This window comes from Umezawaea sp. (genome assembly GCF_036375055.1).
Taxonomy (GTDB): Bacteria; Actinomycetota; Actinomycetes; order Mycobacteriales; family Pseudonocardiaceae; genus Umezawaea.
In genome coordinates, this window is record NZ_DASUSQ010000007.1 from 1 (window position 1) to 13,033 (window position 13,033).

Below are 13,033 nucleotides of genomic sequence, written 5' to 3' on the forward strand. Positions count from 1 at the left end.
GATAGAGCACCGCCCTCCGGAGGCGGTGGCGCAGGTTCGAATCCTGCCGGGGGCACCACGCTTGACCTGCAAGAACGAGACACAGAGCGGTGCTTGAGACTCTCCAGCGTGGCATGGTTTATGCCATTAGGGCGCCTGGCCAGCCAAGGACGGGAGACAGCGACCCGTCTTCCGTTAGGCGCGAAAATGTCTACTTGGTTTAACTTTCCGCATCTTGCAAGCAAATCAGCTGGCCCCAAGCGGGACTCAACCTCTCCTAGATATTCAGGTGACCAGGGAGTTCCGACAGACTTCGCAGAATCACGGTATCCGTTCGAGACTCCACCTTGGCGATGTGCAAATCATGCCATCGATGCTTCTCGGTCACCACGATCTCGCAATACGGCACAGCAAGGCTCATGCCGTCGATGTCGAAGATGTCATTGGGGCTCCATACCTTGGATGCGTTGCGGTGCTGCTCCGTCTTCAACAATGCTGACACGTACGAGACCGGCATCGCTCGTACAACATCTCGTGCCGCCGCCTTGTCAGCAAAAAGCACTTTAATGTCATCGATTCCCCGACGTAGCAAGCCCTCCAGCAAGGGGCCTATCAACTCAACGATGGCTTCCCGCGCCATGACAACGTCGCCGAGCTTCTGCCCTGCCCCCCACTTGGTGCCGTGATGGCGTTGATGCTGCTCGTTTTCCTGTTCTGCGCGCCGTCTATTGACTTTTAGCGCCTCCACCTCCCGGTATCCGAACTCTTTCAGCTGCGGAAGATCTACGTCCGCAGGGTCGCGAAGCATTCCACGTTCGGCAAAAAGGTCGGCTTTCATCATGAGATCGTCGAAAACGGCCTTACCCAGCCGTGCTCGGGCAAGATCACTGGCGTCACGACCATTAGCCTTGTGGCGCAGCGTGAAGCCGCCCTTCATTCCGAACGCATGACCAAAACCTCGGCCGAGCAGGGTGGCAGTCGGATACGGCTCCACCCAAGGCCCCAATCGATCGTCTAGCACTGACTCGATTTCCAGTCTGATGACGATCTGGCGGTCGAGAAGAGTGACAAAACCCGACAGCTCCTCCATCACTTCGGTGAGCCGGCCGCGCTGAGCGGGGTCCTTGATTTTCGTCATCTCCATGTAGTGGACGCCTGCTAGGACGAACACCGCCGTTCCGGCTGCTCGCGCATGGCGACATGCGTCGAGGGCTGGCCGATAGCGCTCACCGTTGACGCTGCCGCTGGCTGCTTGGGACAGGTAGATCCAGTGGTTGAGATCGAGGTAGACCAGCTTTGGCGGGGCCGTCGGCCGCACCAGCGCCTGTGGCCACAGCAGGTCCGGCAACTCGGCGGCGGGAGTGGGCATCTGGAGAGTGTCATCCAACCACCGCCGCTGGGTCTAACCGATTCGGGCACTCATGGTGCCGTGTCCTGCGTCCAGGCGATTGAGAGGCGTTCGGCGCTCGTTGCGGCGATGGGTCGGTTTGGCGGCGGCGTTCGAGGAAGACGGCGTCACGCCAGCGGCCGTGGTGCTGGGCGATGCGATCGCGGACACCGAGGTGCGGTAGCCCGCCCTGTGGTGCAGGGCGAGGCTCGCGCGGTTCCCAGGGAAGATTGACGTTTGCAAGGTCCACAGGTCGTACGCGTCGGCGGCGGTGATCTGCTTGCGCAGCAACGCTTTGCCGACACCTCGACCGCGGAGCTCGTCGCCGACGTAGACCGATGTTTCGGCAACCCCGGCGTAGCAGTCACGGGCTGACACCGCGGTCGAGGCGGCAGCCGGCGACCTGTCCATCGGATCTCGGCGACCCAGCGGTGATCCGGCAGCCACGTGACTTCCAGGGTGGCGCGACTGGGTGTCTCGATTTCGAAGGTGGCGTCGCTGGTGCCGATGCTTTCGGCGTAAATGCGCCGAGCGGCCGTCCAGTTCGTGGCTCGCAGCTCAACTCACCGGGGTCACTTCCTCGGCGGCGCCATGGATGACTCCCTTCAGTCCCCTGTCGGGGCATGCCTGGAAAGCCTCTCAACTAACGGGAACCTCAACGCGCCTTCCGATCACTGGATGCGGGTGCCGGTGACTACGTGGTTGCACAGGCTCATGTGCCGAAGTCACGGGAGCTGTTCAAGACCAGCTTGGGTTGATCTTCGCAGTCATGACGACACCCGGCTGGCTATGGAGCAGTACAGGCTTCACGGGTGGCCCGGCGCCATGCGGCGGCGCGTAGCAGGCGCAGGCCGTTCAGTCCGACGATGACGGTGGACCCCTCGTGGCCGGCGACTCCGAGTGGCAGCGGGAGGGTGCCGATGAGGTCCCACAGCACGAGTGCGGTGATGAACGTGGCGGCGATGGCCAGGTTGGCGATCACGACGCGGTGCGCGCGGCGGGAGAGCGCGATGACGGCGGGGATCGTGGTGAGGTCGTCGCGGATGACGACGGCGTCGGCGGTCTGCAGGGTGAGGTCGGCTCCGCCGCCGCCCATTGCGATGCCGGTGTGGGCGGCTGCCAGCGCGGGGGCGTCGTTGATGCCGTCGCCGACCATGGTCACCCGATGCCCGTCGGCTTTCAGGTCACGCACGGCGGCGACCTTCGCGTCGGGCAGCAGTTCGGCGCGCACGTCGGTGATGCCGACCTGGGCGGCGAGCCGGGTGGCGGTGGCGAGGTTGTCCCCGGTGAGCAGCGTCGGGGCGGCGTTGGTGAGCCTGGTGAGCGCGGCGACCGTGGACGCCGCTTCGGTCCGGAGCTGGTCGGTGATGCCCAGCACTACCGACGGGGTGCCGTCGAGAAGCACGATGACGGCAGTGTGACCGCGTTGGTGAACGGTATCGACGATGGCGGCGATCTCACCTGATCCGTTCGCTGGGGGCACCAGCGCCGGTGAGCCGACCTGGACGAGGTGGTGCTCCACCCGCGCGGAGACACCCCGGCCGGGCTGTGCGGTGAACTCGTCGGCGGCGGGCAGGTCGAGTCCTCTGGCTCGGGCCGCTCGCACGATCGCGGCGGCGAGCGGGTGCTCGCTGGGGTGCTCCGCGGCGGCGGCCAGCCGCAGCAGCCGGTCCTCGGTGAGCCGGGCGTCGGCCACGGTGTGGATCTCGGTGAGTTCGGGGGTGCCGCGGGTCAGTGTTCCGGTCTTGTCGAACGCGATCCGTGTCGTGGTGCCGAGCTGTTCCATGATCACGGCGGACTTCACCAGCACGCCGTGGCGCCCGGCGGTGGCGATGGCCGCCAGCAGTGGCGGCATCGTGGCGAGCACGACGGCGCACGGTGAGGCGACGATCATGAACGTCATCGCCCGCAGCAACGATTCCTGCACTGCCGCTCCCCACAGCAGCGGGGCGATGAAGATGACCAGGGTGGCGATGACCATGCCGATGGAGTAGCGCTGCTCGATCTTTTCGATGAACAGCTGGGTCGTGGCCTTGGTTCGGCTCGCTTCCTCGACCAGGGTGGCGATGCGGGCCACGACGAAGTCCTCGGCGCGGCGGTCCACCCGCACCCGCAGGGAGCCGGTGCCGTTGAGGGTTCCGGCGAACACCTCGCTCTCGACGGCCTTGTCCACCGGTAGCGGTTCCCCGGTGACGGTGGCCTGGTCGACTTCGCTCGCCCCGCCGATTACGGTGCCGTCGGCGGCGATCCGCTCCCCCGGCCGGACGAGGACCACGTCACCGACCTTCAAGTCGGCGGCCTCGACAACGTGCTCACCGTCGTCGGGGGCGATGCGGGTGGCGGTGTCGGGGGCCAGGTCGAGCAGGCCGCGCACGGAGTCCTCGGTGCGGGCGGTGGCCAGTGCTTCCAGTGCGCCGGAGGTGGCGAAGATGACGATCAGCAGCCCGCCCTCCAGCACCTGCCCGATTGCCGCCGCCCCGATCGCGGCGACCACCATCAGCAGGTCGACGTCGAGGGTCTTCTCCCGCAACGCTTTCAGTCCGGCCAGTCCCGGTTCCCAACCGCCGGTGGCGTAGCAGGCCAGGTATAGCGCCCACCACAGCCAGTCCGGTCCACCGGACAGGTGGACGGCCAACCCGGCCAGGAACAGGGTCAGCGACGCGGCGGCCCACCGTGTCTCCGGCAATGCGAACAGCCGGGTCCGACGACGCGGCGACCTCGCGACCTGCGGAACAGGCGTGGGACGGGTCGGCGTGGCGGTGGACGAAGCCACGGGGCACCTCCAGGAGCAGTGGTCGACCACCCGAACGATAACAGAACATATGAAGACGTCTTCATGCATAAGACTCGCAGTTAGACTCCGCCCCCATGGGACATGGCGCGCAGGGCCACGAGCCACCGGCCGGCCGACTGGACGCCGAGGCCGCCGCGCACGTCGCGACCACACTGCAAGCCCTCGCGACCGCCAGCCGACTGCTGATCCTCAGCGAACTACGCCAAGGACCCCGCCCGGTCACCGAACTGGCCGAGGCGATCGACATGGAACAGTCGGCGGTGTCGCACCAACTACGACTGCTGCGCAACCTCGGCCTGGTCACCGGGACCCGCACCGGACGCAGCATCGTCTACAGCCTCTACGACAACCACGTCGCCCACCTGCTCGACGAGGCCGTCTACCACAGCGAGCATCTCCGACTCGGTTTGGCCGACCGCCCCGGCAACGACTGACATCGTCGTCTGGTTCCCCACCTTGTCCGTCTCGTTCGAGGCTGACGTCGAGCACCGCGAACGCGGATTCCCCGTGAGTGCATGACATGTATCGCCCAGTCGCATCACTATGACTATATTTGGTGTTGATAATCGTTGTCGTCAAATCGCATTGAGGGTTCCCATGTCCGCGTCAGCGAACGCGATCAGCGACGCACGTCGCCGCCCCATGCCCCCTACCCTCGGCCCCACGGCTGGCGAGGTCGTGAGAGTGCGCGCCAGACTCGGCAGGATGCGCGCCCTCGGCAATCGGGGGCTGCTCGCCGCCGACGCGGCCCTCGTGCCGGGCGTCGGTATCGATGACGCGCAGGCTGTTGCGTACGGCGGCAGCGCTGGGCGCAACATCGGTGAGCGGTTCCGGTCGGTGGTCTGTCCCGGCGACCTCGCCATGCCGGTCGGCCGCGGCGGCCAGGACAACACACGCAGTGAGTTCGAGGCCTTGTCGAACGCCAACGGATGCACTGCCGCCCACATCGTCGCGCCGCCTCCCTCCGGACTCTGCCTCATCAAGGCCGCGGTGTCGTGAGTGCACATGGGGATTCGTGACATGAGCGGGCAGGTCCTCAACCGAGGTACAGAGGCGCGCATGACACCTCAACGCCAGTCGGTGCTGCGCGTGTTGGCCGACCTGCCCGGCCCTTCCACGGCCAACGCGATCCATCACCTGCTGCGAGCCGGGGGCGGACAGATCGGGTTGACCACCGTCTACCGACACCTCGCCTCGCTCGCGGAGGAGAGCATCATCGGCATCACGCAGGACGGAGCAGGTCGACACCTGTTCCACCTGAGAACCGACAGCCACGGCCATTACCTCACGTGTGTGCGGTGCGGCCTCACGGTCGGCGTGGACACCACTCCCGTCGCGCGGTGGGCCGCGGAAACGGCGGCGAGCCACGGGTTCACGGGCATCCGGATGTCAGTCAACCTGGCGGGTCTGTGCGTGCAGTGCCGATCCGACCCGCTGGGCGGGGTCACCGCGGCGAATGGGCCACCCAGGTGACGAGTACGGGCGATCGGGTGGCCGGCCTTCACGCCCGGCACTACGGCGGTGCACGGTGAACGTGGTGATCTGGACCGTTTCCGCCACGGGAGGCCGTTATGACTGTGGAATCCACGACGTCGTCGCAACCGCACGCCGGTGGTTGCAGCTGCTGCAGCGGCTGTACGGGGCCGGGCTGCGGCTGCTGTTCCGGCTGCTAGCGCAGTGTCCTGCGGTGCGCGTCCGAGCAGTCAACTCGGACGGGCACCGACACCGACCAGCACCCGTGCGCGGAGCGCCGCTGTTCCTTTCATCAAGGCCAGGTAGCGGGCTTTCACCGCCGCCACGCTGTCGTCGTCCAGGTCCGCGAGCACCGCGCGGACAGCTGAACCGGTTGCGAACTTCCACGCCAGTTCCGGCGTGATGGGAACATCGCGTTCCACCGGGTGGACGACGACGTCCGCCAATCCCTTGTTCCTCAACCATGCTGCGAGTTTGTCGCCCGTGTCCAGGCGCGCAGCCTGGTCCGCTGCCGTCGGACGGCTGGGCGGTGTGCCCGTGTGCTCGGCGAGCGCTTGGAACAACGGTCCGATCACGTCGTCCACGCTACTCTGCCGCCACGTGGTCACGGTCATGGTGCCGCCAGGACGCAACAGGCCGATGAGGTGCGCCACCGCGGTGTCCATGTCGGGCAGGAAGAAGACGCCGAACCCGCTCTGCACCCGGTTGTAGAGCCCGCGGTCCGGGGGTTCCCACCCTGCCGCGTCCCCGTGGTGGAAACGCAGGTGCGGCATGTCGGCGGCGCGCTCGGCGCCTTGGTCGAGCAGTGCTCCGGAGAGGTCTACCGCGTGCACGACGCCGTCCGCACCGACGGCCCGTGCGGCCGGGATCGCGGTCGAGCCCGAACCGCAACAGACATCAAGCACCCGATCGCCGGGTAGCGGCCGGGCGTGCTCGACGGCCTCGGCGCCGATCGGATCCCACAGCAGTGGCGTCCATTCCGCGAACTCGGCGCTGCCTTCGTCGAACGCCTTCGCTATCCAGGACTTCACCCGCACTCCGCTCTTCATCCTTCGACAGATGGATCGAGTAACGACAATCATGTTCGTGTACGTTCGCGTTGACCTTGCCACGCGCCGCGACGGAGCGGAAGAGGACCGGTACCGAACGAACCCGGACGGCACTGTGGATTCCGGGCACGGCCAGACCGGACACCAGGTCGAGTAGTACAAACCACCGCTGGAACCAGCGAAGGAGGGTTGAACCATGATCAGCATAGATCCCACGGACCCGGACCCGGACACGACGGGAGCGGACGGCTACGCCGTTAACGCCCAGTACTACGACCTGATCTTCCCTGCCGCACAGCGTGATGCGATGAGCGCGGCATTGACCACCCTGCTGCCTGGCGCACGAAGGGTGGTGGAGATAGGCGCCGGTACCGGCCAGTTCACCGAGGTCTTGGTGGCGAACCTGCCCGAGGACGGCGAAGTGTTCGCTGTGGAGCCTGCCGCCGTGATGCGCGCGGCGCTGACCACCCGACTGGCGGCGCTGGGCGCACCTCCGGTGACCGTGTTGCCCGACGACGCCCTGACCGCCGAGGTCAACGGTCCGGTGGACGCCGTGGTGTTGCTGCACGTGCTCACCCATTTCTCCCCTGTTGATCGCAGGGCCCTGTGGGCGCGCTGGGTTCCTCGCCTCACTCCGGGCGGGTTGGTCGTGGTGGACGTGCAAGCGCCGCAGACGCCGGTGGACGTTCCTCCCACGGTCATGCCGGGCCGCACCCTGGGCCGCCGCCGTTACGACACGGTGAGCCGGGCGGCCGTGGAGGGCGACGGTCTGGTGTGGACGGTGACCTACCGCGTCCACGAGGGCGACCGGCTCGTGTCGGAGGATTCCGTGTCGTTCCCGTCGTTCATCGCCTCCGACGCGGTGCTGCACGCCGAATTGCGGGAGGTCGGGTGCCGACCGGTGACCGACCCTCCTGCCGGCGTGCTGGCGTGGCGAGCAGGGAACGGCCCCGGCTGACGGGCGAGGCCGTTCCCTCAGTCACGAGCGGCGCCGGCGGCCGTCACAACAAGCCGCGCCGGTAGGCCGCGACCAGGCGACGGGGCACCGACAACTTGCGGCCGTCGAGGGTGGTGACCGGAACCAGGTCGGGCACCACGGCCTTCCACTGCGCGCGGCGGTGGCGGGTGTTGCTGCGCGAGGTCTTCCTCTTGGGAACGGCCATGTCAGTGGTTCCTCTTCCCGTAGCGGCGGTTGAACTTCTCGACCCGGCCCGCGGTGTCCATCACGCGCTGGTTTCCGGTCCAGAACGGGTGGGAGTCCGAGGTGACGTCCACGGTGATGAGCGGGTAGGTGTTCCCGTCCTCCCACTGCACCGTCTGGGTCGAGGTCACCGTCGACCGGGTCAGGAATGCCTTGCCCGTCGACTGGTCCCGGAACACCACCGGGTGGTAGTCGGGGTGGATGCCCTGCTTCACAATTCCTCCATCTCGTCGTGCCACTCGGCGAACGGGTCGGCGAACTCCAACTCGTCCACCAGTGCCAATTCCTCGTCGGTCACCAGCGCGGCGCGCAGCGCGGTGACGATCTCTTCCCGCGCTTCGGGGATCGCGGTGATGACGACCAGCTCCTGCGACCGGTCGCCGTAGTCCGGGTCCCACGTCGCCGAGGCCACCGCCCGGCGTTCGGCCGGGAACTCCGACCAGTCGTCCACGGCGGCGAGCCACGGTCCGAGGTTGCCCACGCTCAGGCCGCCACCCGCGGATTCCAGCCACAGCGCGGCATCCGGCTGGCTCGCCACCCATACCCGGCCGCGGGTGCGCACCACGCCGTCGAACAGGACGTCGAGCGCCTCGTGCAGCCGCACGGGGTGGAACGGCCGTCGTTCGACGAAGTGGACGACGGCCACTCCGTGGGTGGGTTCCAGCGGTGGTTGTCCGCGCAGCAGAGTGCCGAAGCCGTCGTCGAATCCGCCCCGGCGCGCGTCGTCGGGGATGGCGGCCAGCAGCGTGGGTGCGTCCAGCGTGTGTCGGTCGCGTCGTGGTGCGCGTGGGTTGAGCCGGTCCAGCACGGCGTCGAGCACCGGATCGGCCCCGGCACCGGTGAGCACCAGTGCGTCGGCGAACTCGGCCTGCCCCACGACGACCTGCGCCACGGTCCGGTCGTCGCCCTCGACGGCACCCAGGCTGCGGTCGACCAGCGAGTCCTCGCCGGTGGCGTCGGCCAACCAGGTGGCCCGGTCGACCACGGTGATCACGGCTTCCACCCGGACATCGGCCTCGCGCAGGGCGAAGCAGACGGCCTCGGGCTCCAGTGCGGGGTCCAGGTGGACCACGACCCGGCCGCCGAGCCGGTCGAGCAGCGGCAGCAGGTCCAGGCGCAGCGTGCAGGAGACGCAGCCGTGCGCGAGTTCCAGCACGGTCAGTTCGCCGTCGACCCACCGGCGCACCACGCCGTCGGCGAGGTCGCGCAGGTCGTGGCGCACCAGCACCGATCCCGGACAGGCGCGCCAGAACTCCTCCGCCACGTCGTGCTCGGCCAGCCCGGCCACCAGTACGACCTCTGTTCGCATGTGCGCTAGCCTAACGGAAACGATTGTCATTTCGGAAATGGAGGTTGGCGTGTCCTCACGGCACTGCCAGGTGACCGGGCGCAAACCCGGCTTCGGCAAGCAGGTCTCGCACAGCAACCGGCGCACGTCCCGGCGCTGGCTGTCCAACACCCAGCGCCGCCGGTACTGGCTGCCCTCGGAGAACCGGTTCGTCGCGCTCACGGTGTCCGTCAAGGGCATCAAGACCGTGGACCGCCGCGGCATCGAGTCCGTGGTCGCCGAGCTGCGCAAGCAGGGGGTGAAGCTCTGATGGCCAAGAGCACCGACGTGCGGCCGATCATCAAGCTCCGGTCCACGGCCGGGACCGGCTACACCTACGTGACCCGCAAGAACCGTCGCAACGACCCCGACCGGCTCGTGCTGCGCAAGTTCGACCCGGTCGTGCGGCGGCACGTCGACTTCAAGGAGGAGCGCTGATGGCCAAGAAGTCCAAGATCGCCAAGGATCGGCAGCGGCGCGAGGTCGTCGCCCGCTATGCCGAGCGCCGGCGTGAACTGAAGGAACTCATCCGCGCGGACCCCGTCCGGCGGGGTGAGGCGTTGGCCGCGCTCCAGCGGTTGCCCCGCGACGCCAGTCCCACGCGGCTGCGCAACCGTGACACCGTCGACGGCCGTCCACGAGCGTTTTTCCGGGCGTTCGGGCTTTCCCGGATCAGGTTGCGGGCGATGGCCCATCGGGGAGAGTTGCCCGGCGTGACCAAGTCGAGCTGGTAGGAGGAGACGTGCCCCGCCCCGAACGCCCCGCCAAGCGCCGCTCGAACCTGCTGACCAAAGAGGGTTTGGCCACAGCGGACTGGAAGGACGTGACGCTGCTGCGGAAGTTCATCTCCGACCGCGGCAAGATCCGCTCCCGCCGGGTCTCCGGCCTGACACCGCAACAGCAACACCAAGTGGCCACCGCGATCAAGAACGCCCGCGAAATGGCCCTGCTCCCCTACCCCACCAAAGGCCGCTGAGCGCGTCGGTGTGCTCCGCCCATCTCCACGATCACCGGGTTGACATGACTTCCGATACGCGCGTTCCCGTCACCGTGCTGTCCGGCTTCCTCGGCGCGGGCAAGACCACACTGCTCAACCACGTGCTCGCCAACCGCGAGGATCGCCGGGTGGCAGTGGTGGTCAACGACATGAGCGAGGTCAACATCGACGCCTCGCTGATCTCCGGCCGGGGCGGCGAACGCCTGGTCGAGCTCACCAACGGCTGCATCTGCTGCACCCTGCGCGAGGACCTCCTGGAAAGCGTCGGCGCCTTGGCCCGAGAGGGCCGCTTCGACACCATCCTCATCGAGTCCACCGGGATCTCCGAGCCGATGCCGGTCGCGGCGACGTTCGAGTGGGCCTTCGAGGACGGCACGAGTCTGTCCGATCATGCCCGGTTGGACACCATGGTCACCGTGGTCGACGCTTCCGGGTTCCTCGCGGAGTTGGAGCGCGGCGACCGGCTCGACGAGCGTGCCCTCGCCGCGGCCGAGGGCGACGAGCGTGGGATCTCCGACCTGCTGGTGGACCAGGTCGAGTTCGCCGACGTGCTGGTGCTCAACAAGACCGATCTCGCCACGCCCGAACAGTTGGCCACCACCGAAGGCCTGTTGCGCAAGCTCAACCCGAACGCGCGGCTGATCCGCTCGCACCGAGGCGTGGTGGACATGGCCGACGTGCTCGACACCGGCCGCTACGACCCCGTCACCGCAGCCACGTCACCGGGGTGGGCCGCGGAGCTGGCGGGCTCCCACACCCCGGAGACCGAGGAGTACGGCATCCGCTCGGTCACCTACCGCGCCGACCGCCCCTTCCACCCCGCACGCCTCGCCACGGCCTTGGAGGACTGGGAGGGGGTGTTGCGCAGCAAGGGTTTCTGCCACATCGCCAGCCGCCCGCACACCCTGGCCGTGTGGTCGCAGGCAGGGCCGAACCTGTCCATCGAGCCCGGTGAACTCCTCGACCGCCACACCGCGCGGCAGGAACTGGTGTTCATCGGTGTCGATCTGGAGCGCGGCGAGCCCCGCCGCAGGCTCGACCCGGCGTTGCTCACCGACGCCGAACTGGCCGCCGGCCCTGCGGCGTGGCGGCTGTTGGACGACCCGCTGCCGCCGTGGGACGACCTCGAAGTCCACGACCACGAACACTTGGTTCCGTTTGCTCGTCTCCCGCTGGGGCGCTCAACGAACGGTGGGCGTGGACTCCTCTGAGTCCACGCCCACCGTCATGGCGGAATCCGCGTCAGCTGCTTCGCCTGCGGCGCGTGAGGACCAGCGCGACGGTACCGGTCGCGGTGAGCAGGACGGCGATCAGGACGGCCGTTCCCACGCCGCCGACACCGGTGGACGCCAGTCCGACCGGCTTGGGCGCGGACGGCCCCTGGTCGGTAACCGGGACCGGGTCAGTAGTGGTGATGGCCGTACCGGCGGACGTGGTGGTGCTGGTGGGTGTACTGCTCGGAAGTGCGCAGGAGCCGCTGGCGGTGGGGTCCACGTCGCCGACGGCGATGGTGAACACGTCGCTGTCGGCGACCGTGCGGCCGTCGGTGAGGGTGGCGGTGACTTCGATGGTGATCCGGTAGGTGCCCTCGCCGCCGAAGGCCCAGTTGGCGTGGGCGTGAGTGCCGAGCGGGACGGCGGTGGTGTCGGGCAGGCCGTCACCGGAGTCGACCAGCACGACGGGGGCCAAGCCGGTGAGGAAGACGCCGAGGCGACCGGGTCCGTCCACCGAGGTCACCCGGAGGTCGACATCCCCGGCGACCTCTTGGGGGCTGAGGGATTCGGTGTTCCAGCCCGCCCACACGATGCCGGGGATCTGGGTCTGTGGGATGAGCCAGACCGGTGCGCCCGGCGCGCCCAGGAACGAGTAGGCGGGGTCGGCGGGCACGGTGTTGCGCGCGGCGGGGACCAGGTGCAGCACGACGTCGGCCGGGTCGCGCCACACGGCGCGGTCGGGCCCCTGAGTGCCGTCCTTGATCTGGGTGCTCAGTTCGCCGTCGAGGAGGCGCGGGGCGATGAGGTCGATGTGGCCGTCGTTGAGGACCACGCACGACGTGGGCGGCGCTGAGGTCGTCGTGCCCGTAGTAGTCGTGCCCGTGGTCGTGGTTGCGCTCGTGGTCGTCGTGGTTGTTGTCGCGGTGGTCGTGGTTGTCGTGGTGGTGGGGTCGGTTCCCGTGCCGGGTTTCACGGTAGTGGGGTCGACCGCGCCGACGGCGATGGCGTAGGTCGTGGTGTCGCGCAGTGACGTGCCGTCGGGGGTGGTGGCCTGCACGGTGAAGGTGAGCCGGTAGACGCCCTCGGCGGAGAACGTCCAGTTGGCGTGGGCGTGGGTGCCCAGCACCAGCGGGTGTTGCTGCGGGAGTGGCTGGGCGGTGTCGAACACCCTCGGTAGGGGGTCGCCGACCGGGCCGGTCTGGAACACGGTGAGCTGTCCGGGGGCGGGGCTGCCCGCGGTGTCTCCGCCGATGGCGTCCAGGGTCCAGCGCACCGAGTCGGGGTCGACCTGCTCGGCGGTCAGGGATTCGGTGTTCCACCCGGCCCAGACCACGTTCGGGTCTTGGACTTCGGGGATGAGCCACAGGTCGCTGCCCACCGGACCGAGGAAGGCGTACTCGGGGTTGTCGGGGACCTGGATGCGGGACTCGGGCTTGATGTGCGTGACGACCCGTTCGGGGTCGCGGACCGTCGGCGGCTCGGTGCCGCCGTCCTTGTAGCGGATGTCCAGCGCGCCGTCGACGACCACCGGGGCGAGCAGGTCGACGTGCCCCTGATCGACGACGGTCACCGCTTCCTGAGCAAAAGCCGGAGTGAAGGCCGGCGTCAGAGC

At 68.2% G+C, this 13,033-nt stretch carries 16 protein-coding genes and 1 pseudogene; 9 read left to right on the forward strand and 8 right to left on the reverse strand.

Annotated elements, in window-relative coordinates; genetic code table 11:
* Positions 1 to 256 precede the first annotated feature (256 nt).
* From VFZ92_RS02260 to VFZ92_RS02270, 3 genes and pseudogenes are all read right to left on the reverse strand, one after another.
* Positions 257 to 1,348 carry a hypothetical protein gene (locus VFZ92_RS02260; RefSeq protein WP_330873968.1) on the reverse strand — a complete coding sequence of 364 codons (1,092 nt, stop codon included), beginning with the start codon at positions 1,346 to 1,348 and terminating at the stop codon, positions 257 to 259.
* A gap of 124 nt (positions 1,349 to 1,472) precedes the next feature.
* A pseudogene (locus tag VFZ92_RS02265) lies at positions 1,473 to 1,923 on the reverse strand (GNAT family N-acetyltransferase); the annotation flags it as partial.
* Positions 1,924 to 2,153: 230 nt separating this feature from the next.
* Positions 2,154 to 4,139, reverse strand: a complete 1,986-nt coding sequence (locus VFZ92_RS02270) for a heavy metal translocating P-type ATPase (protein ID WP_330873969.1) — start codon at positions 4,137 to 4,139, stop codon at positions 2,154 to 2,156.
* 95 nt (positions 4,140 to 4,234) lie between these two features.
* On the opposite strand from VFZ92_RS02270, the gene VFZ92_RS02275 reads away from it, so the two are divergent.
* The 3 genes from VFZ92_RS02275 to VFZ92_RS02285 all read left to right on the forward strand — a co-directional run bounded on the left by VFZ92_RS02275 (position 4,235) and on the right by VFZ92_RS02285 (position 5,633).
* Entirely contained in the window at positions 4,235 to 4,594 is a 360-nt protein-coding gene (locus tag VFZ92_RS02275; protein ID WP_330873970.1) for a metalloregulator ArsR/SmtB family transcription factor, read from the forward strand.
* Between the two features lie 271 nt (positions 4,595 to 4,865).
* Positions 4,866 to 5,159, forward strand: coding sequence for a hypothetical protein (locus VFZ92_RS02280; RefSeq protein ID WP_330873971.1), 294 nt, complete (start codon positions 4,866 to 4,868; stop codon positions 5,157 to 5,159).
* 21 nt (positions 5,160 to 5,180) lie between these two features.
* Entirely contained in the window at positions 5,181 to 5,633 is a 453-nt protein-coding gene (locus VFZ92_RS02285) for a transcriptional repressor (RefSeq protein WP_330873972.1), read from the forward strand.
* Between the two features lie 230 nt (positions 5,634 to 5,863).
* Here VFZ92_RS02285 and VFZ92_RS02290 read toward each other — a convergent pair whose 3' ends face one another.
* Positions 5,864 to 6,664 (reverse strand): class I SAM-dependent methyltransferase, encoded by an 801-nt coding sequence (locus VFZ92_RS02290; protein WP_330873973.1) that lies wholly within the window; start codon positions 6,662 to 6,664, stop codon positions 5,864 to 5,866.
* A gap of 214 nt (positions 6,665 to 6,878) precedes the next feature.
* Between VFZ92_RS02290 and VFZ92_RS02295 the strand changes: the two genes are divergently transcribed.
* A complete protein-coding gene (locus VFZ92_RS02295; protein ID WP_330873974.1) occupies positions 6,879 to 7,640 on the forward strand; it encodes a class I SAM-dependent methyltransferase in 762 nt (253 codons plus the stop codon).
* Positions 7,641 to 7,683: 43 nt separating this feature from the next.
* Here VFZ92_RS02295 and rpmF read toward each other — a convergent pair whose 3' ends face one another.
* From rpmF to mrf, 3 genes are read right to left on the reverse strand one after another with little or no spacing between them, the layout of a single operon-like run.
* Complete coding sequence (gene rpmF / locus VFZ92_RS02300) at positions 7,684 to 7,845, reverse strand: 50S ribosomal protein L32 (RefSeq protein WP_330873975.1); 162 nt, start codon at positions 7,843 to 7,845, stop codon at positions 7,684 to 7,686.
* 1 nt (position 7,846) lies between these two features.
* On the reverse strand, positions 7,847 to 8,098 hold the full coding sequence (locus tag VFZ92_RS02305; protein WP_330873976.1) for a type B 50S ribosomal protein L31: 252 nt from the start codon (positions 8,096 to 8,098) through the stop codon (positions 7,847 to 7,849).
* Positions 8,095 to 9,192 (reverse strand): ribosome hibernation factor-recruiting GTPase MRF, encoded by a 1,098-nt coding sequence (mrf, locus tag VFZ92_RS02310; protein ID WP_330873977.1) that lies wholly within the window; start codon positions 9,190 to 9,192, stop codon positions 8,095 to 8,097. Before mrf ends, VFZ92_RS02305 begins: the two co-directional genes overlap by 4 nt.
* Before the next feature lie 37 nt (positions 9,193 to 9,229).
* Between mrf and rpmB the strand changes: the two genes are divergently transcribed.
* From rpmB to VFZ92_RS02335, 5 genes are read left to right on the forward strand one after another with little or no spacing between them, the layout of a single operon-like run.
* Positions 9,230 to 9,481: a 50S ribosomal protein L28 gene (gene rpmB / locus VFZ92_RS02315; protein WP_330873978.1), complete on the forward strand. Its 252-nt coding sequence runs from the start codon at positions 9,230 to 9,232 to the stop codon at positions 9,479 to 9,481.
* Complete coding sequence (gene rpmG / locus VFZ92_RS02320; RefSeq protein WP_033439124.1) at positions 9,481 to 9,648, forward strand: 50S ribosomal protein L33; 168 nt, start codon at positions 9,481 to 9,483, stop codon at positions 9,646 to 9,648. Before rpmB ends, rpmG begins: the two co-directional genes overlap by 1 nt.
* Complete coding sequence (gene rpsN / locus VFZ92_RS02325) at positions 9,648 to 9,944, forward strand: 30S ribosomal protein S14 (protein WP_330873979.1); 297 nt, start codon at positions 9,648 to 9,650, stop codon at positions 9,942 to 9,944. Before rpmG ends, rpsN begins: the two co-directional genes overlap by 1 nt.
* A gap of 8 nt (positions 9,945 to 9,952) precedes the next feature.
* Positions 9,953 to 10,186: a 30S ribosomal protein S18 gene (rpsR, locus tag VFZ92_RS02330; RefSeq protein WP_330873980.1), complete on the forward strand. Its 234-nt coding sequence runs from the start codon at positions 9,953 to 9,955 to the stop codon at positions 10,184 to 10,186.
* Between the two features lie 44 nt (positions 10,187 to 10,230).
* Entirely contained in the window at positions 10,231 to 11,418 is a 1,188-nt protein-coding gene (locus VFZ92_RS02335) for a GTP-binding protein (RefSeq protein WP_330873981.1), read from the forward strand.
* 31 nt (positions 11,419 to 11,449) lie between these two features.
* Here VFZ92_RS02335 and VFZ92_RS02340 read toward each other — a convergent pair whose 3' ends face one another.
* Complete coding sequence (locus tag VFZ92_RS02340) at positions 11,450 to 12,991, reverse strand: choice-of-anchor M domain-containing protein (protein WP_330873982.1); 1,542 nt, start codon at positions 12,989 to 12,991, stop codon at positions 11,450 to 11,452.
* Positions 12,992 to 13,033 lie beyond the last annotated feature (42 nt).

What these genes read in the sequence shown, in the direction of transcription:
- VFZ92_RS02260 (WP_330873968.1), bottom strand. Translation starts at nt 1,348, where the DNA reads ATGCCCACTCCCGCCGCCGAGTTGCCGGACCTGCTGTGGCCACAGGCG.
- VFZ92_RS02275 (WP_330873970.1), top strand. Translation starts at nt 4,235, where the DNA reads ATGGGACATGGCGCGCAGGGCCACGAGCCACCGGCCGGCCGACTGGAC.
- VFZ92_RS02280 (WP_330873971.1), top strand. Translation starts at nt 4,866, where the DNA reads ATGCGCGCCCTCGGCAATCGGGGGCTGCTCGCCGCCGACGCGGCCCTC.
- VFZ92_RS02285 (WP_330873972.1), top strand. Translation starts at nt 5,181, where the DNA reads ATGAGCGGGCAGGTCCTCAACCGAGGTACAGAGGCGCGCATGACACCT.
- VFZ92_RS02295 (WP_330873974.1), top strand. Translation starts at nt 6,879, where the DNA reads ATGATCAGCATAGATCCCACGGACCCGGACCCGGACACGACGGGAGCG.
- rpmF (WP_330873975.1), bottom strand. Translation starts at nt 7,845, where the DNA reads ATGGCCGTTCCCAAGAGGAAGACCTCGCGCAGCAACACCCGCCACCGC.
- mrf (WP_330873977.1), bottom strand. Translation starts at nt 9,192, where the DNA reads ATGCGAACAGAGGTCGTACTGGTGGCCGGGCTGGCCGAGCACGACGTG.
- rpmB (WP_330873978.1), top strand. Translation starts at nt 9,230, where the DNA reads ATGGAGGTTGGCGTGTCCTCACGGCACTGCCAGGTGACCGGGCGCAAA.
- rpmG (WP_033439124.1), top strand. Translation starts at nt 9,481, where the DNA reads ATGGCCAAGAGCACCGACGTGCGGCCGATCATCAAGCTCCGGTCCACG.
- rpsN (WP_330873979.1), top strand. Translation starts at nt 9,648, where the DNA reads ATGGCCAAGAAGTCCAAGATCGCCAAGGATCGGCAGCGGCGCGAGGTC.
- VFZ92_RS02335 (WP_330873981.1), top strand. Translation starts at nt 10,231, where the DNA reads ATGACTTCCGATACGCGCGTTCCCGTCACCGTGCTGTCCGGCTTCCTC.